This window comes from Trinickia symbiotica, from assembly GCF_002934455.1.
Taxonomy (GTDB): domain Bacteria; phylum Pseudomonadota; class Gammaproteobacteria; order Burkholderiales; family Burkholderiaceae; genus Trinickia; species Trinickia symbiotica.
The window spans coordinates 17,142-34,168 of record NZ_PTIR01000005.1 but is presented as its reverse complement, the minus strand read 5'-3'; the positions used below and the strand labels follow the sequence as shown (position 1 = coordinate 34,168).

Here is a 17,027-nt window from a genome sequence, read left to right as displayed (position 1 = left end):
CGCATCGATGGCGACGGGACGAGACGAATAAGAGAACGAAGGGTGGACGCGATGAAGGTAGGGCTCGCCAAGATTCGGCTCGTGGTGCATCTGCTGCATGGCATGTGGGTCGTCGCCACGCGCTTTTCCCGCGCGTCGGAGGCGTACAAGAACGCGCGGATCCGTGCCTGGTCGCTCAAGCTGCTGCGCTTGTCGGGCATGCGCCTCGTCGTGCATGGCGACGAGCGCAGGCTCGATCAGGGCGTGCTCGTCGTCGGCAATCACATTTCGTGGATCGACATCTACGTGATCAATGCGTGGCGGCCGACGCCGTTCGTATCGAAGGCCGAGGTGCGCGAGTGGCCGATCGTCGGCTGGCTCGCGTACCGGCTCGGCACCGTGTTTGTTCAACGCGAGAAGCGCAAGGACGCGCTGAGGACGATGCACGAGATGGCCGCGCGCCTGCAGGCTGGCGAAGTGATGTGCGTGTTCCCCGAGGGCACGACGTCGGACGGCGTGTCGCTGCTGCCGTTTCACGCGAATCTGTTTCAAGCGGCCGTTTCGGCCGGATGTCCGGTGCAGCCGATCTGCTTGCTCTACGAGGATGCGCAAGGACGGCAGACCACGGCACCCGCCTATATCGGCGACATGTCGCTTGGCGAATCGCTCGATGCGACGTTGCGCGGCGGGCCGATCACGGCGCATGTTTTCGTGGGCGAACCGATCGTGCCCACGAGCGACCGCCGCGCATTCGCCGCTCAGGCGAGAGAGGCTGTGGCATCCGCGCTTACGTGGATGCAGGCGAAGTGGCCGCCGCCCGTGGGCGCCGAGGTGCGGTATGAGCAGATGCCCGATGAGGGGCGGCCTGCAGAAGCCGGCGGGGCCGGCGGCGCATGACGAAGTAGCGCCGTTCGGAGACGAACGATTGCCTTCCTTCTGGACCCGGCGCTCCCCAGGGCGACAACGTTTGCTAGCGCTCGAAGCGACGCTCTTCGATATGTGTGCCGATGAACCCGACCAGCTTCGCAACGGAACCGGCGATCGTCGAGCGTGAGGTATCGACGACCAAGTCGGGCGAAATGGGTGGCTCGTACGGCGATGACAAGCCCGTGAATTGGCTGAGCTTTCCGCTGCGCGCTTTCGCGTAGAGCCCCTTCGGGTCCCGCGATTCGCAAACCTCGAGGCTGCTGTCGACGTGAATTTCGAAGAACTGATTGCCGATGATCTTTCTCGCCAGCGCTCGATGTTCCGCCGCGGGCGAAATCAGCGCGGCAATGACGATGAAGCCCGCTCGCTTGAACATTGCCGCGACTTCCGCGGCGCGCCGGATGTTTTCGCGGCGATCGCTGTCGCTGAAGCCCAATCCTGTGTTGAGACCCGTCCTTAGGATGTCGCCGTCAAGCACCGTCACGAGGTAGCGGTCCGCTTCAAGTTGCTCCTTGAGCGCGTTGGCCAGCGTCGACTTTCCCGCGCCGGAAAGTCCCGTCATCCAGAGCACGCCGCCGTAGCCTTCGGCGGCAAGCTTCGTGCGGCGGGACGGCAACTGCCACGCTCGCGATGCGTCACGTCTGCCTTGTATCGAGCCGTTTTCCGGGCCCAAGCCGTCGAGGGTTCGCAAGATTGCTCCGCAGTTCGTATTCAAATAGCCATTCTAGAAAAGATGACGATTCTCAAGAACCCGTGAATGGTTACCGAATTTTTCACGGATACGTGTGCGGATTCACACAATGACCGTCGATGCGCGTCGACGTTACGTATTTGATTGCGTCTGCTCGCGTTCATCCGCCACTCGGCCGCATCCGCCGCAGTCCACCTGCATCAGCGTCCGCTCGGCTGGGTTCGCCGCGAGCCGCACCGCCGACAGGCGATTGCCCCAGACGCACCCCGAATCGAGGCCGATGACGTTGTCGCGCATCATGAGGCCGAGCGCGGCCCAATGGCCGAAGACGACGGTGATATCGGCCGTGCGGCGGCCCGGCGCGTCGAACCAAGGCATATGCCCCGGCGGCGCGGAGGCAGGGCCGCCGTTTGCCGCGAAATCCATCTTGCCGTCGGCGGAGCAGAAGCGAATGCGGGTGAGCGCGTTGAACGCCACACGCATGCGCTCCTTTCGTCGCAGATCGGGGCTCCAGGTGCGCGGCTCATTGCCGTAGAGGTCGGCGAGCGTCTCGGCCCAAGCGGGGCCACGCAAGGCGCGCTCCAACTCCTCGGCCAGTTCGAGCGTCAATGCGGCGTCCCATTGCGGCAGCACGCCCGCATGAACGAGAAGGATCCCGCGCTCGATGTGAGCGAGAGGGCGGTGACGCAACCAGTCGAGCAGATCGGGGGCATCGGGCGCGGCGAGGATATCGCTCAACGTGTCGCCCGATTTGGTGCGCCTCACGCCGGCCGAGACGGCCAGCAGGTGGAGATCGTGGTTGCCGAGCACGACGGTAGCGCGTGCGCCCAGGCCTGCGACTTCGCGAAGCGTGGCGAGCGAGTCAGGGCCGCGGTTGATCAAGTCGCCGGCGAACCAGAGCGGTGTGTCCGCGCCTGCGGGCAGTTTGCCGAGCAGACGCATGAAGGGCTCATGGCAGCCTTGAAGGTCGCCGAAGGCGAAAGGGGCGAGCGAATCGGTGTGCGAGAGGGCGGTCATGGGCGAATGGGAGCGGCCCCGTTCGATGTTTTGGACGTGCGGCCGTATAATGTTGCGTTTATCTTATGGACGGCACCACTGCTTTCGGCGAGGCCGTTGCCGAAAGCAGTGGTTGCGGCAATTTTCGGTGACAGATTGTACGTAATCTCTTGCCGCAGCGTCGCTGACCAAGCATTTGAAGGGAACCGGATGATCCTCGTAACGGGCGGTGCAGGCTTTATTGGAGCGAATTTCGTGCTCGACTGGCTGCGTCTTTCCGACGAGCCGGTGTTGAACCTAGACAAGCTGACCTACGCGGGGAACCTGCGTACGTTGGCGTCTATCGAGCAAAGTCGGCATCACGTGTTCGTGCGCGGCGACATTTGCGACGCCGCGCTCGTCGACTCTCTGCTTCTCGAGCACAAGCCGCGAGCCGTAGTGCATTTCGCGGCGGAAAGCCATGTCGATCGTTCCATTCACGGTCCCGCCGATTTCGTCCAGACAAATGTGGTAGGGACCTTCGCATTACTCGAGAGTGCACGTCGATACTGGAGCGGGCTCGATGACGCGTCGCGTGCCGCGTTCCGTTTCCTCCATATCTCGACGGACGAGGTATTCGGTTCTTTGTCACCGATCGATCCTCAGTTCTCCGAGACAACGCCTTATGCGCCGAACAGCCCCTATTCGGCGACCAAAGCGGGCTCCGATCACCTAGTGCGCGCTTATCATCACACGTACGGTCTTCCAACGCTGACGACGAACTGCTCGAACAACTACGGTCCTTATCAGTTCCCCGAGAAGCTGATTCCACTCATCATCGCCAACGCGATTGCCGGCAAGTCGCTGCCTGTGTATGGCGACGGCCACAACGTGCGCGATTGGCTCTATGTCGGTGATCATTGCGCCGCCTTGCGGGTGGTCCTGTCCGACGGCGTGCCCGGTGACAAGTACAACGTCGGCGGATGGAACGAAAAGACCAACATCGAGGTCGTTCAGACCGTCTGCGACCTACTGGACAAGGCCCGACCCAAGGCCGGCGGCGGCTCCTACCGTCAGCAGATCGCGTTCGTCAAAGACCGGCCCGGACACGATCGGCGCTATGCGATCGATGCGCGAAAGATCGAGCGCGAACTTGGGTGGAAGCCTGCGGAGACGTTCGAGACCGGTCTCGGAAAAACAGTTCAGTGGTATCTCGACAATGAGGCCTGGGTTACAGAGGTGGCTTCGGGCGAATACCGGAAATGGGTCGAAACGAACTATGCTGCGCGCGCGTAATACGCATCATCGGATCGGCGTAGCTCGTCCGGAGGGGAAAATATGACACGGAAAGGCATTATCCTCGCGGGTGGCTCGGGCACGCGGCTCTATCCGGTCACGCATGCCGTGTCGAAGCAGCTCCTGCCTGTCTACGACAAGCCGATGATCTACTATCCCCTGTCCACGCTGATGGTCTCGGGGATTCGCGATGTCCTCATCATCTCCACGCCTCAGGACACGCCGCGATTCACGGCGATGCTCGGCGATGGCAGCCAGTGGGGCATGAACCTCCAATATGCGGTGCAACCGTCACCTGATGGCCTTGCGCAGGCGTTCATCATCGGCAAGCAGTTCATCGGCGGACGCTCGTCTGCACTCATACTCGGCGACAACATTTTTTATGGCCATGACCTCGTGAGCCAGCTCGAGCGCGCCGACGCTCGCGAGACGGGGGCGACCGTATTCGCATACCACGTCAACGATCCCGAGCGTTATGGCGTCGTGGAGTTCGATGCGGATTTTCGAGCGGTCTCGATCGAAGAAAAGCCGGCGCGGCCGCGTTCGAGCTATGCCGTGACCGGCCTTTACTTCTACGACGAGCGCGTATGCGATATCGCGGCCGACATCAAACCTTCCGCGCGCGGTGAGCTCGAGATCACGGATGTGAATTCCCGCTACCTTGCTGACGGCGCGCTCAACGTCGAGATCATGGGGCGCGGCTATGCCTGGCTCGATACCGGCACGCACGATTCATTGATCGAGGCGTCGACGTTCATTGCGACGCTGCAAAAGCGCCAGGGCTTGATGGTGGCGTGTCCTGAAGAGATCGCCTATCGCCGCAACTGGATCGATGCCGAGCAATTGCGACGACTGGCGCGGCCTCTGAACAAGAGCCATTATGGCGTCTACCTGACGAGCCTACTCTCGGGCCAAATCGCATGAGCATTGGAGTTAGACCGACATCGCTTGACGGGGTCAAGCTCATCGAGCCGAAAGTTTTCGGCGACGCACGCGGGTTCTTCTACGAAAGCTTCAATGCACGAAACTTCGCCGAGGCCGTGGAGCAAGGTATCGGATTCGTGCAGGACAACCATTCTCGTTCGGCCAAGGGCGTTCTTCGAGGGCTCCATTACCAGATCGAGCATGCGCAGGGCAAGCTCGTGCGCGTCGTCGAAGGGACCGTATTCGACGTTGCGGTCGATCTACGCCGAAGTTCGCCGACTTTCGGCAAGTGGGCCGGTTTCGTTCTTTCGGGCGAGAATCACCGGCAACTGTGGATCCCGCCAGGGTTCGCGCACGGATTCGTGGTGCTGTCGGACACGGCGCAGTTTCTCTATAAGACCACCGACTACTGGTATCCCGAATTCGAGCGCTGCCTTGTTTGGAACGATCCGCAAGTCGCGATCGAATGGCCGATCGACTTCGAGCCCGCGCTCGCACCGAAGGATGCCGCCGGAAAACTGCTGGCGGACGCCGATTTGTTCGCGTGAGCGGACATGAACTGCAATATAAGATGATCGTTGATTTGACTTCCTCCAACCGACCGACGCTGAAGCGTGCTTTGATCACCGGCGTCCGAGGGTTTACTGGCGCATACGTGCGCGATGAATTGCGGCGGGCCGGCTACGAGGTGCACGGCACGGTGGCACGCACCGGCGTGAACGGGCTGGAGGAGAACGAGCATCTGCTCGACATTACCTCTGTGCACGATTGCAGACGCGTCATCGGGCTCGTCAAGCCGACGCATATCGTGCATCTCGCCGCGATCAGCTTCGTTGCGCACGACGATGCGCTCGATATGTATCGCGTCAACGTTCTCGGTACTTTGAACCTGCTTCAAGCCTGCATCGATGTGGGCTGCCATCCGCAAAAAATCCTAATCGCCAGCAGCGCGAACGTCTATGGAAACGCAGCGGGCGTGGTCGACGAGAGCATGCCCCCGGCTCCGGTGAATCACTATGCCGCGAGCAAGCTGGCGATGGAGCATCTCGCGAAGACGTGGGCGGACCGTTTGGCGATCGTCATCACGCGGCCGTTCAACTACACGGGGCGTGGGCAGGAGAGCCGATTCCTCGTACCGAAGATCGTCTCGCATTTCACGCAAGGGCGGCCCTTTATCGAACTCGGCAATCTCGACGTGGCGCGTGATTTTTCCGATGTACGCATGGTGGCGAGCGCGTATCGCGCACTGCTCGAGTCGCCGGCGGCGGGCGAGATCGTCAATGTATGCAGCGAGCAGCCGCATACGCTGCACGAGGTCGTGGACCTGGTCCGCGAGGCATCGGGGCACGATCTGGAAATCCGCGTCAATCGCGCCTTTGTGCGCGACAACGAGGTTAAGGTGCTCGTCGGATCGGCGACGAAGCTGCGTCAGATGGCGCCCACCGTGCAGCCTATCGATTTCGCTGACACGATTCGATGGATGGTGCAGCGGCCGGACAAGCGTTGATAGTGAGTCGAGACGGCGGCAATTTTTACGCTGCCAAGCGGTGATTGGGAAAACAGATGTTATCGGTTGTATCAGTTTGTTAGGCCTTTTGGGGCCGTTGTTGCTTGCCTTTATAATTTGGCGCCTAACGCTCTGCTGGCCGACAGGCGGTGGCGGCGACATAGGCCCCGCATACCTACCGATGCACGACTCTATGTCTGAATTGAGAGAGCGCCCCATCCTTGTAACCGGCGCGTCCGGTCAGGTAGGGTTTGAGCTGGTGCGTTGCCTGCAAGGGCTCGGTCGCGTCGTTGCGCCGGATCACAATACGCTCGATCTGGCGGACGAAAGTCGACTTGCCGTTGTCGTACGCGAGATCAAACCATCGCTCATCATTAACCCCGCTGCTTATACAGCGGTGGATCAGGCGGAAACCGAGCGCGATGCTGCGATGTGCATCAACGCGGTGGCTCCGGGCCTGCTGGCCTCCGAAGCGCAGCGGCTCGGCATTCCGCTGATTCACTATTCCACGGATTACGTCTTCGACGGAGCGAAGCCAGCGCCTTACCAGGAAGACGACCGCGTTGGTCCGCTGAACGTGTACGGCGAGAGCAAGCTGGCAGGCGAGCGCGCTGTCGAAGATTGTGGTGGCTTGCATCTGGTGCTGAGGACCAGTTGGGTTTATGGGGTGCGCGGACGAAACTTCGTCCGCACCATGCTGCGGCTCGCCCAGGAGCGGGAAGAGTTGCGGATCGTCGCCGACCAGATCGGAGCGCCGACATGGTCACGGACCATCGCGGAGGCGACCGCGCAGATCGTCGCGCAATCGATGGCGTTGCCCGAGGATGCGCGCGCCGATTGGTGGGCCAGGCGGTCGGGAATCTATCATTTGACCGCCGACGGACAGACATCGTGGGCCGGCTTCGCCAAGGCGATTTTCGATGTTGCGCTTCGTGACAAGAGGCCGAAAGTCGTGCCGATCACCTCGGCCGAGTATCCGACGCCGGCGCGGCGACCGGCCAATTCGCGTCTTTCAAACGCGAAGCTGACGGCAACGTTCGGTATCCGGCCGCCGCAGTGGCGAGACGCCCTTGCGCTTTGCCTGGCGGGAGCATAGCTGTCGCTATTTTTACAACGTCGAGCCGCGGGCAGCTTGGGCCGAGGTGTTCAGGGCATGGCCGGTACGCTAGAATGCGGCATCTCGGCGGAGGACAGTTTCGTTACAGCAGATTACTGCTGCATGCCTTCGGCCGGTCGCAGGCTGATCATATGGTTGGGGAAGAAGGCCGCGCTGGGCGACCGGTGTTTTCGTTCCACATAGAAAGACGAAGAGGAGTTTGTGAGCTTGATACCCATCATCCTGTGCGGGGGCGTCGGATCGCGCCTGTGGCCGGTCTCGCGAGAGTTGCACCCCAAACCTTTCATTCGCCTTTCGGATGGGCGCAGCTTGCTGCAAAAAGCTTTTCTTCGTGCGGCTTCTCTGCCGGACGTTAAGGAAATCCTTACCGTAACCAATCGGGAATTGTTCTTTAAAGCCGAAGACGAATTCAGGGAAATTAATACCGATCGGATAGGCACGTCGTTTATTTGCGAACCATTTGGCCGCAACACAGCGGCAGCGATTGCAGCGGCCGTCAGTCGTGTAGCCGAGACATCCGGTGCGGATACCTTGATGCTCGTGCTCGCGGCCGACCATCTCGTTGCCGACGAACTCGCGTTTGCAAAGGCAGTGGATGAAGCAGCCAAATTGGCCGACGGCGGGAAAATCGTGACGTTCGGTATTCGCCCCGAGACACCCGAGACCGGTTACGGATATATCGAAGCCGATGGCAATACGGTCCTTCGTTTCATCGAAAAACCTCCGCTGGAAAAGGCACGCGAGTATGTCGCGTCGGAAGGGTTTTATTGGAACTCGGGCATGTTTTGCTTTACGGTTGCGGCGATGTTGCGAGAGATGAAGCAGCATTGTCCTGACATCCTCGACGCCGTATCAAGCTGCATGCGCGAGTCGCGCATCTCGAACGGGGAGGGGTGGACGCAAGTCCAGCTGGACCCGAAAACTTTCGGCGCGGTTCGTGAAGATTCCATCGATTACGCGGTAATGGAAAAGTCCGGGAACGTGTCCGTCGTTCCGTGCAGCATCGGCTGGAGCGACATCGGTTCGTGGACGGCCGTGAGCGAGCTCTCGAAGCCGGACAGTCACGGCAACCGCATCGAAGGCGAAGCGTTGCTGCATGACGTCGACAACTGCTATCTGATGAGTCGCGACCGGATCATCGGTGCCGTAGGTGTCGAGAACCTGATTGTCATCGATACGCCGGACGCGCTGCTTGTGGCGAAGCGGGAGCGTGCGCAGGAAGTGCGGCATATCTACGCGCAATTGAAGGCGAGCGGTCACGAAGCGCATAAGGTGCACCGGACGGTGCACCGGCCATGGGGCACTTACACCGTCCTGGAAGAAGCGCCAGGCTTCAAGATCAAGCGTATCGAAGTTAAGCCGGGGGCGAGCCTGAGCCTGCAGATGCACCATCACCGCAGCGAGCATTGGATCGTAGTGAGCGGGATGGCCAAGGTGGTCAACGGCGACCGCGAATTTTTCGTCGCTCGCAACGAGTCCACTTACATTCCCGCGGGGCACAAGCATCGCCTCGAGAATCCTGGCGTCGTCGACCTCGTCATGATCGAGGTGCAAAGCGGCGAGTACCTTGGTGAGGACGACATCGTCAGGTTCGAGGACGTTTACGGGCGAGCCTGATATGGATGTTGCAGTAATCGAACGTGAAGGTGGCCACCTTAGTGGCCATAGCGGCAGGAATGACCTGCTCGTCGGCTTGAAGGCGACGCGGGTGTGGGGAACGCTCGGATGGCACGACATCCGTCAGCGTTACCGGCGCTCGATCATCGGGCCTTTCTGGTTCACGTTGAGCACGGCCATCATGGTCGTCGTGCTCGGCGCGCTGTATTCAACACTGCTGCACCAGGAAGTGCGGAGCTATCTGCCGTATCTCGCGGTCGGCCTAGTAATCTGGCAGTACATGTCGTCGATCGCGAACGAAAGTTGCAATGCGTTTATCGGCTCAGCCTATTTGATCAAGCAGATACGCATTCCGTTGACCGTGCACGTATGTCGAATCGTATGGCGCAACTTTGCGATCATGCTCCATAGCTTGCCGGTGGTCGTGCTGCTTCTCATCGCATTTGGCAGGTGGCCGACGTGGGAGTTTCTGCTGGTTCCGCTAGGCCTGTTCCTGCTGGTGCTTCACGGCGTGTGGATCGGAACCGCCTTCGGCATTCTGTGTGCACGCTTTCGCGACATCCCGCCGATCATTCAGAACCTCACGCAGGTTGTGTTCTTCTTTACGCCGGTTATGTGGTCGCCCGAGGTCCTCAAGGATCGCGGGTGGGTGGCTGAATACAATCCGCTTTATCACATGATCGAGATCGTCCGCGCTCCGCTGACGGGCCGTCCGATTCGTTGGGAATCGTGGGTCTGGTCGATCGCGCTGTTGATTGTCGGTTTTGCTTTCGCGCAGTACCTGATGCGACGAACACGTCATCGCGTCCCGTATTGGCTCTGACACATGATGAGTTCGTCTATCGTTGCCGAGGGAATCTCGGTCGAATTTCCCATTTACGAAAACTCGCACCGCTCTCTGAAGAAGGCGGTGCTGAACCTGACGACCGGCGGCCGAATCGGTCAGGACGCAGGCCGTCACGCGATCGTGCGGGCCCTCGACGAGTTGAGCTTCCGCTTTTCCGAGGGCGAGCGCATCGGTCTCGTCGGTCACAACGGCTCGGGAAAGACGACGCTGTTGCGTACGCTTTCGGGCGTGTACGAGCCCGTTCGTGGCAGTCTTAAAGTGAGCGGCAGCGTCGCGTCGCTGCTCGACGTTTCGATGGGACTGGATTCCGATGCTACCGGTTTTGAGAACATCTACTTGCGTGGCATTCTCGATGGCCTTTCGCCGGCCCGGATTCGAAGCAAGATCGACGAGATCGCGGACTTCAGTGATCTCGGCGAATATCTGAACTTGCCGGTGCGCACCTACTCGAGCGGGATGATGCTGCGCCTCGCGTTTTCGATTTCGACGAGCGTCGAGGCGGACATTCTGATCATGGACGAGTGGCTCAGTGTAGGCGACGCCGAGTTCAGCGCCAAAGCCGCGCAGCGTCTCGAAGCGTTGGTAGGCAGCGCGTCGATCGTTATTGTCGCGACGCACGACCCTTCACTGGTCGAGCGTGTGTGCACGCGAAAGATCGGCCTCGAGCACGGCAAGATCGTCTCTGACGAGTTGGTGGTGCTGAAACAGGCCCCCAGTGTCGAAGTTCCGTCCGATTCCGCGTCACTGCCGTGACCGACTCATTGCGAATCACAGTCACGACGATCGGGCTTTCGTCCGAACACCGGCTCGGCGTGAGCGTCTACAAGGCTGGAAAACATGCGCGCTGATCATCCACTGATCCGCTACGGCGGTACATTGTTCTGGCACCAACCGTTCAGGCTGATGAAGGGCCTAGCGGGCGCCTACGTCGCCTATCCGATCGCTGAAAGCCGCGAGAAGCGCAATGTCCGCCCGAAAGTCGCCGAACTGCGCCATCACTATCGGCTACCGATGCCCGAGCGGCGACGGATCGCGCTCCAAAGATTGTCCAATATCCTGCAGTTCGCCGGCGAGCACGTGCCCTATTACCGCGATCTCTATCGCGAGCGGCGCTTCGATCCGATCAAGGTCGGCTCCGATCCCCGGTATTTGCAAGACCTGCCTTATCTCACGAAGGACGTCATTCGCGAGCAGGGCGCACGTCTGTTTTCGCGCCCGCTTGAAGAAATCCGGCATCACGCCTGCAAGACGGGTGGTTCGACGGGGCTCTCGTGCACGATCTACTACGATCAGGAAGCGGCCGACTATTCCTCGGCGGTGACGTTTTACGCGCGCCGGCGAGCCGGAAAGCACGGCTATCGCTCCGAGCTGCACTTTGCCTGCCGTTTCCCTGACCAGGCCGTACCGAATTGGCCGTCGCGCGAAGATTTCAAGTGCTTCGCCATGAATCGCAGCAACATTTTCTTCGACCGGATCGACGACGAAGGTCTCGAGGAGATGTGGCGAACCTTGAAGCGGCGGAAGCCATATCTTGCGCATGGCCATCCGTCGACGATGTACGCGCTCGCATGCTACGTGGAGCGCAAATACGGGCTTGGCAAGGCTTTCTCTATCTTCGAGTCAAGCGGCGAACTCTTGGAAGATCATGCGCGTGAGGTGATCGAGCGCGCGTTGCGATGCCGAGTCATCAATCGCTATGGTTTGGCGGAGCTCGGCGTGATGGCCTACGAACTGGACGGCCAGGAGGGCGGGTTCCAGATCCTGGAATCGGAGGGATGGCCGGAGCACCGGATGCTCGACGATGATTGCGACGGCGGCTCCGAGCTCGTTTTCACCGGCTTCCGGAACCACCTTATGCCGTTGATCCGTTATGCGACGGGAGACCGCGCGCGCGTCGAAGAACGAGATGATGGCTTCTTTCTCGTCGACGTCGTCGGCCGTATCCATGACGTCGTGCCGATCAATGGCATCGCCCATGCGACGCACCACATCCAGGACATGCTCGATCACCGCGTCGGCGGCATCCAAGAATTTCAGATCGACCTGCGGACTTCGCCGCCGACTCTGCGTATCGTGCTCGAGCCCTGGGCTAACGAAGCCGACACTACGGCCAAGGTCAAACACTTCTGGAACGATGCTTTTTCGATTGCCTACGTTGGACACGACCAGATGGTCAGGGTCGGCCATCGTGCGAAGTTTCGCCATGTGGTGACCGCATGATCGACGTTCTGTTTTCGCACCAAAGCGCCGAAGCCGGAAAGATCGTCCTCGCGGCGCTGCGCCGTTCGGTTAGCGCGATTCAGGCGCGTCATATCGCTCGTTGCGACGTGCGTGCCGGTTCGGTAGCTGTACTAGCGGCAGTTGATATTCCGAATGAAGACGGGCAGTTGCTCGTTGAGTGGCTGCGTGCGAAGAGTGACAGCAACGCAGCGAAGGGCAAGCTGATCGTCTTCGGGCGACTGCCAGACGCCCTTGCGAAGTTGCTCGAGTGCCGGCCTTGCGCATTGCCCGATAACTTTGGCAATGCCGCGCGCAGCGCCGTTGCGCTCAGCGGCCACACTGCTGCAAGCCGTGCCGACGTCCGTTACGACGCGTTGAGCGCCCGCTTGGGTGAGGGTACTTGGGTTCGCCCGTTCGAACGGTTCGACTTCACGGACGAATGGAACAATCTCGGCTTCGGTGCGGTGCGCGCCGACGGGTCGATTTGGTCAGTTCGAGATCCGATCGATGTGCCCAATCACGCGAGGCTAGCGTCCGTTTATGTCGACGGAGAGCGCCGTTTCTCGTATGCGGCATTGTGGGATCTCGAATCGGCCAGTGTGCTGTGGTTCAACCGTCCGGTAGGTCCGTGCGATTCGTTCGAGTGGCGAACGGTCGAAAACTTCTTGTCGGGGCATCGAGGCGGCGAGCTTCCGTGCCAGCCGATTCTGAGCGAGATCCCATGGGGCTTCGACGCGGCCGTCACGTCGCGGCTCGATTGCGATGAAGACGTCGAGTCGGCTCGCCCGCTGTGGGAGACCTATCGGTCGCTCGGCGTCCCGTTTTCGCTTGCCGTGCACACGTCGAATCTCCGCGAATCGGTACACCACGCCCTTCTTCAAGAGCTTGCAGCCGCGCCGCACGCGGCGATCTTATCGCACACCGCCACGCATGCCCCTAACTGGGGCGGTAGCTATGAGGCGGCGTTCGAAGAGGGGCGTGAATCGGCTCGAGCGATCGAAGCGGTGACAGCCAAGCCAGTTCGTTATGCCGTCTCACCTTTCCATCAGAGCCCTCGTTACGCGCTTGAAGCGTTGGCAGATGCGGGCTATGCCGGTTGCATCGGGGGCATCATCCGCAATGACCCCGAATTCCTGTTGGCGCGCGCGGGCGCACTGGCCGAGATGCAGGACGGCTTCATCGGTCACAGCCAGCAGTGCATGCTTCATGGCGATTGCATGTTGGCCGATGGCGACCCGCTGTCCGTGTTCAAACAAGCGTTCGACTTCGCGTACGAGACGAACACGTTCTTCGGTTACCTCGATCATCCGTTCTCGCCGCGATATCAGTATGGTTGGCGGACCGAAGAGCAGCGCATCCGCGCGCACGAGGAGTTGATCGCGTATATACGTAGGCGGGCGAGCCGCCCTCTCTTCCTCGACGAAGTTTCGGCCATGGATTTCCTGCGGGCCAAATCGCTGAGCTGTGTGGTTGAAGCAGACGGTTCGTACCTGCTGCAGCCGTCTCGCCAAGCGGCGACCGACCTGTCGCTCGCCGTCGAATACCGCGGCGAGCGCATCAAGATGACTTCGGACGGGCGGCTGAAATGAAAGTCATGGTCGTCATGGGGACGCGTCCCGAAGTCATCAAGCTCGCGCCCGTCGTGGACGCGCTGCGTCGCAGCGTCGACACCGTGGTCTGCACGAGCGGGCAGCACAAGGAAATGCTCGCGCAGGCCCTCGATTTCTTCGAGATAGAGCCCAACATCAGCGTCGATACGATGAGCCCTGGACAGTCGCTCAACGTGCTATCTGCGCGGCTTTTGACCGAAATGGATCGCGTGCTCGAGCAAGTGCGTCCCGACTGGGTCCTCGTTCAGGGCGACACGACGACGGCTTTCTGTGCCGGGTTGGCAGCGTTCCATCACGGGATTGCCGTCGCGCACGTGGAAGCGGGCTTGCGTACGCGCAATCTGAAAAGCCCGTTCCCCGAGGAAGCCAATCGCAATCTTTTGAGCCGTATTGTTACGCGGCATTTCGCTCCGACCGCGCTTGCGCGGGACAACTTGTTGCGCGAAGGGATCGACGAGAGCCATATCGTCGTGACGGGCAATACAGTCGTAGATGCGATCATGCTTGTTCGCAACGCCTGGGAACACCCGCCGGCGAGTCTACGATTGCCCGAGTGGGACGGACCGAGCCATGCGCACGTGCTTGTGACGTGCCATCGTCGCGAAAACTTCGGCGCAATCAAAGGCATCTGCCAAGTGCTGCGCGACCTTTGCGGCCAATACCAGAAGTATCAATGGGTGTTCCCGGTCCATTTGAACCCGGCCGTTCGCGAACCGGTCATGCGCGAACTCGCGGGCATTGACAATCTGGCGTTGATCGACCCGGTCGATTACCCGTCGAGCCTCTATTTGCTTAGCAGGAGCGTACTCGCGATCAGTGATTCAGGCGGCATTCAGGAGGAGGCGCCGACCTTCGGTGTGCCGGTGGTGGTGATGCGCAACCACACCGAGCGACGCGAAGGCGTCGATGCGGGATTCGCGACGCTTGCGGGCCAAGCGCCCGAGCGCATCGAAGCCGCAGCCAAGGCCTGGCTGGACGACGAGGGGCGCCGACGGGCGTTACGCGACCGCTCGAACCCGTACGGGGATGGCGGGGCCTCTCAGCGCATCGTATCGAGCCTCCTTGGGCAGCCCGTCGAGGTGTTCAATGGCTGACTCTTCTGACACCGCTCGGACGGCTGGCGATTGCCTGCTGTTCTCGACAGCAGACTGGGATGAGCCGTATTGGACCAACAAACAGCATACGGCGAGGGTCCTCGCGCGTCGCGGCTGGCGCGTGCTTTACGTTGAAAGCGTGGGCTTCCGCTCGCCAAAGCTCGCCAGCGGCAAGGACTGGGCTCGGATCTGGCGCAGATTGCGGCAGGGCTTGCGTTCCAACCTCATAGGGGCAAAGCAGCGTGAGCCCAATGTCTGGGTGCTTTCTCCACTGATGATCCCCGCGAAGCATCATTGGCCGATGGTGCGCCAACTCAATCAGGCGCTGCTGAAATTGAGCATCGCCCGTTTCGTGCGCAAATATCGTTGCGCCGAGCCGGTAGTCTGGACTTACCACCCGTACATGCAGACATCCGTCGAGGGACTCGCTCGCGGCCCACTCGTCTACCATTGCGTGGACGACATTACGGCGATTCCCGGCGTCGACGTGGAGGCGTTCGAGCGTGCCGAGCGGCAACTGCTTGGCTCGAGCGACGTCGTTTTTACGACGGCGCCCGCACTATATGAACGGTGCTCGCGCTTGAATCCGAACACGCATTTTTTCGCGAACGTAGCCGACGCCGATCATTTCGGACGGGCGCTCGAGGTGGGTCCGCTCCCGCCGGATCTCACGCAGATTCCGGGGCCGCGGCTCGTCTACCATGGCGTCCTTTCCGACTTCAAGGTCGATTTTTCGCTGATTCTTGCCGCCGCACGCTTGCGGCCCGGCTGGCAATGGATCTTCATTGGAAGCGAGCGGGAGGGGCAGCGCAGCCAAGGTGTTGCGGAGTTGAAACAACTGCCCAATGTGCATTTCCTCGGTTACAGAACTTACGAGCAACTGCCGGAATACCTGCGCGGGATGAACGTCGGGTTGTTGCCAACGCGGTTGAACGACTACACGCGCTCGATGTTTCCGATGAAGTACTTCGAGTACCTGGCCGCGGGGCTGCCGGTGGTCTCGACGCCGCTCGATTTCACCCGAAGCCAAACGGCGGGCCTCGAAGTCGCGGCGACGCCGGAAGCCTTTGTGCTGGCGGTCGAGCGGCAATTGCAACGCGGCCGATTGACGCTTGAAGAGGCGGCCGCGCTGGTGGGGGATAACACCTGGGACGCCCGGACCGTTAAAATGCTGGGTTACGTGTGGCGGAAAATGGGGAACGTGAGCCCACTACAGCCTGCTTCAGCACATTAATCCGGGAGTATCGAATGAGCGATTCGCGAGTACTGATCACCACCTATCCAGCGGCGTTTTTGCACCGCGGGGGCGGAGAGCTGGAGCTGGTCGACCTGATGAACAACCTGCGGCAACTCGGCGTGCGCGCAGATCTGTACGGGCCGACTGCCCAGCCGCTCAATAAGTACGACGTGGTTCTGCACTATTCGGTCGTTCCTACCGGCATCGAGTTTGTTCGCGAAGTCAAGGCTGCCGGCAAGAAGCTCGTGTTGCTGCCGAGCATCTGGTGGTCGAAGGCACCTGCACAGTCCGAGAAGGATTCCGTCGCGGAATTCTTCGAACTGGCGGACGTAGTCGTCTTTAAATCGAACAGCGAATACGAAAACGTAGTCGAGCATGTGCGCCTCGATTCGAGCAAGGTGGCCTTCTATCGTTGGGGCGTCGATTCGTGCTTCGAGGAGCTCGTAGACGGCGAGCTTTTCAAACAGACGTACAGGCTGGACGATTATCTGCTGGCTGTCGGCATCATTGAAGAACGGAAGAACCAACTGTCCGCCATCCACGCGTTGCGAGAGTCGAAGATTCCGCTAGTGTTTGTTGGTGATTACCGTGATCGAGCCTATTACGAAGCATGCGTGAAGGCCGCTCCATCTCACTTCAAGTTTTTGCCGTACCTGCAGCCGAAGTCCGAAGTCCTGCGGTCGGCGCTGCGCGGTGCGAAAGCGTTCATAGAAGTCTCGCTCGAACCGGCGGGTTTCTCCGCGTTCGAGGCGGGCCTTTCCCGAGTGCCGATGGTGTTGTCGGCCGGTGCATGGACGCAAGAGCACTTTGGAGGAGAACTCGTGCACCAGGTCGATCCGATGTCGACCGCCTCGATTCAGCGCGGCGTAGAGGCCGCGTTGAGGACACCGGTTTCGCCGGAGTTGCAGCGGCATGTTCACAACAAGTATCTGATGCCGCAATGTCTAGAGCCGCTCGTGCGCGTGCTTAAAGTGAGGGCATAAACC

Annotated in this window: 16 protein-coding genes; 14 read left to right on the top strand and 2 right to left on the bottom strand. The window is 60.6% G+C overall.

Going from position 1 to position 17,027, the window contains the following annotated elements:
• Positions 1–51: 51 nt before the first annotated feature.
• Positions 52–876, top strand: coding sequence for a lysophospholipid acyltransferase family protein (locus B0G57_RS09485; RefSeq protein ID WP_035469146.1), 825 nt, complete (start codon positions 52–54; stop codon positions 874–876).
• A 73-nt stretch (positions 877–949) separates the two neighbouring features.
• On the opposite strand, the gene cysC is transcribed toward B0G57_RS09485, so the two are convergent.
• Together cysC and B0G57_RS09475 are read right to left on the bottom strand one after the other, a co-directional pair.
• Positions 950–1,597 (bottom strand): adenylyl-sulfate kinase, encoded by a 648-nt coding sequence (gene cysC, locus B0G57_RS09480; protein ID WP_223258607.1) that lies wholly within the window; start codon positions 1,595–1,597, stop codon positions 950–952.
• Positions 1,598–1,729: 132 nt separating this feature from the next.
• Entirely contained in the window at positions 1,730–2,614 is an 885-nt protein-coding gene (locus tag B0G57_RS09475) for a symmetrical bis(5'-nucleosyl)-tetraphosphatase (protein ID WP_018442368.1), read from the bottom strand.
• A 189-nt stretch (positions 2,615–2,803) separates the two neighbouring features.
• On the opposite strand from B0G57_RS09475, the gene rfbB reads away from it, so the two are divergent.
• From rfbB to B0G57_RS09410, 13 genes are all read left to right on the top strand, one after another.
• Positions 2,804–3,868, top strand: a complete 1,065-nt coding sequence (gene rfbB / locus B0G57_RS09470) for a dTDP-glucose 4,6-dehydratase (RefSeq protein ID WP_018442367.1) — start codon at positions 2,804–2,806, stop codon at positions 3,866–3,868.
• Positions 3,869–3,910: 42 nt separating this feature from the next.
• Complete coding sequence (gene rfbA / locus B0G57_RS09465) at positions 3,911–4,792, top strand: glucose-1-phosphate thymidylyltransferase RfbA (RefSeq protein WP_018442366.1); 882 nt, start codon at positions 3,911–3,913, stop codon at positions 4,790–4,792.
• The gene (gene rfbC, locus B0G57_RS09460) at positions 4,789–5,340 is read left to right on the top strand and encodes a dTDP-4-dehydrorhamnose 3,5-epimerase (RefSeq protein ID WP_018442365.1); all 552 of its coding nucleotides are present in this window, start codon (positions 4,789–4,791) and stop codon (positions 5,338–5,340) included. Before rfbA ends, rfbC begins: the two co-directional genes overlap by 4 nt.
• A gap of 23 nt (positions 5,341–5,363) precedes the next feature.
• Positions 5,364–6,299 carry an NAD-dependent epimerase/dehydratase family protein gene (locus tag B0G57_RS09455; protein ID WP_018442364.1) on the top strand — a complete coding sequence of 312 codons (936 nt, stop codon included), beginning with the start codon at positions 5,364–5,366 and terminating at the stop codon, positions 6,297–6,299.
• Positions 6,300–6,492: 193 nt separating this feature from the next.
• Positions 6,493–7,395: a dTDP-4-dehydrorhamnose reductase gene (gene rfbD, locus B0G57_RS09450; protein ID WP_026229984.1), complete on the top strand. Its 903-nt coding sequence runs from the start codon at positions 6,493–6,495 to the stop codon at positions 7,393–7,395.
• 222 nt (positions 7,396–7,617) lie between these two features.
• Positions 7,618–9,033 (top strand): mannose-1-phosphate guanylyltransferase/mannose-6-phosphate isomerase, encoded by a 1,416-nt coding sequence (locus B0G57_RS09445; protein ID WP_026229983.1) that lies wholly within the window; start codon positions 7,618–7,620, stop codon positions 9,031–9,033.
• Between the two features lies 1 nt (position 9,034).
• Positions 9,035–9,856 (top strand): ABC transporter permease, encoded by an 822-nt coding sequence (locus tag B0G57_RS09440; RefSeq protein WP_018442361.1) that lies wholly within the window; start codon positions 9,035–9,037, stop codon positions 9,854–9,856.
• 3 nt (positions 9,857–9,859) lie between these two features.
• Entirely contained in the window at positions 9,860–10,633 is a 774-nt protein-coding gene (locus tag B0G57_RS09435; protein WP_018442360.1) for an ABC transporter ATP-binding protein, read from the top strand.
• A gap of 84 nt (positions 10,634–10,717) precedes the next feature.
• Complete coding sequence (locus B0G57_RS09430; protein WP_018442358.1) at positions 10,718–12,100, top strand: phenylacetate--CoA ligase family protein; 1,383 nt, start codon at positions 10,718–10,720, stop codon at positions 12,098–12,100.
• Entirely contained in the window at positions 12,097–13,689 is a 1,593-nt protein-coding gene (locus tag B0G57_RS09425) for a polysaccharide deacetylase family protein (RefSeq protein WP_018442357.1), read from the top strand. Before B0G57_RS09430 ends, B0G57_RS09425 begins: the two co-directional genes overlap by 4 nt.
• Positions 13,686–14,804 carry a non-hydrolyzing UDP-N-acetylglucosamine 2-epimerase gene (gene wecB / locus B0G57_RS09420; protein WP_018442356.1) on the top strand — a complete coding sequence of 373 codons (1,119 nt, stop codon included), beginning with the start codon at positions 13,686–13,688 and terminating at the stop codon, positions 14,802–14,804. The genes B0G57_RS09425 and wecB overlap by 4 nt, the downstream gene beginning before the upstream one ends.
• Complete coding sequence (locus B0G57_RS09415) at positions 14,797–16,038, top strand: glycosyltransferase (protein ID WP_018442355.1); 1,242 nt, start codon at positions 14,797–14,799, stop codon at positions 16,036–16,038. The genes wecB and B0G57_RS09415 overlap by 8 nt, the downstream gene beginning before the upstream one ends.
• Before the next feature lie 14 nt (positions 16,039–16,052).
• Positions 16,053–17,024, top strand: coding sequence for a glycosyltransferase family protein (locus B0G57_RS09410; RefSeq protein WP_018442354.1), 972 nt, complete (start codon positions 16,053–16,055; stop codon positions 17,022–17,024).
• Positions 17,025–17,027 lie beyond the last annotated feature (3 nt).

Bases quoted from the DNA above. Each gene is read 5' to 3' on its own strand.
- rfbB (WP_018442367.1), top strand. From the start codon at position 2,804: ATGATCCTCGTAACGGGCGGTGCAGGCTTTATTGGAGCGAATTTCGTG.
- B0G57_RS09455 (WP_018442364.1), top strand. From the start codon at position 5,364: ATGATCGTTGATTTGACTTCCTCCAACCGACCGACGCTGAAGCGTGCT.
- B0G57_RS09440 (WP_018442361.1), top strand. From the start codon at position 9,035: ATGGATGTTGCAGTAATCGAACGTGAAGGTGGCCACCTTAGTGGCCAT.
- rfbD (WP_026229984.1), top strand. From the start codon at position 6,493: ATGTCTGAATTGAGAGAGCGCCCCATCCTTGTAACCGGCGCGTCCGGT.
- wecB (WP_018442356.1), top strand. From the start codon at position 13,686: ATGAAAGTCATGGTCGTCATGGGGACGCGTCCCGAAGTCATCAAGCTC.
- B0G57_RS09425 (WP_018442357.1), top strand. From the start codon at position 12,097: ATGATCGACGTTCTGTTTTCGCACCAAAGCGCCGAAGCCGGAAAGATC.
- rfbC (WP_018442365.1), top strand. From the start codon at position 4,789: ATGAGCATTGGAGTTAGACCGACATCGCTTGACGGGGTCAAGCTCATC.
- B0G57_RS09485 (WP_035469146.1), top strand. From the start codon at position 52: ATGAAGGTAGGGCTCGCCAAGATTCGGCTCGTGGTGCATCTGCTGCAT.
- B0G57_RS09430 (WP_018442358.1), top strand. From the start codon at position 10,718: ATGCGCGCTGATCATCCACTGATCCGCTACGGCGGTACATTGTTCTGG.
- B0G57_RS09475 (WP_018442368.1), bottom strand. From the start codon at position 2,614: ATGACCGCCCTCTCGCACACCGATTCGCTCGCCCCTTTCGCCTTCGGC.
- rfbA (WP_018442366.1), top strand. From the start codon at position 3,911: ATGACACGGAAAGGCATTATCCTCGCGGGTGGCTCGGGCACGCGGCTC.
- B0G57_RS09415 (WP_018442355.1), top strand. From the start codon at position 14,797: ATGGCTGACTCTTCTGACACCGCTCGGACGGCTGGCGATTGCCTGCTG.
- B0G57_RS09435 (WP_018442360.1), top strand. From the start codon at position 9,860: ATGATGAGTTCGTCTATCGTTGCCGAGGGAATCTCGGTCGAATTTCCC.
- B0G57_RS09410 (WP_018442354.1), top strand. From the start codon at position 16,053: ATGAGCGATTCGCGAGTACTGATCACCACCTATCCAGCGGCGTTTTTG.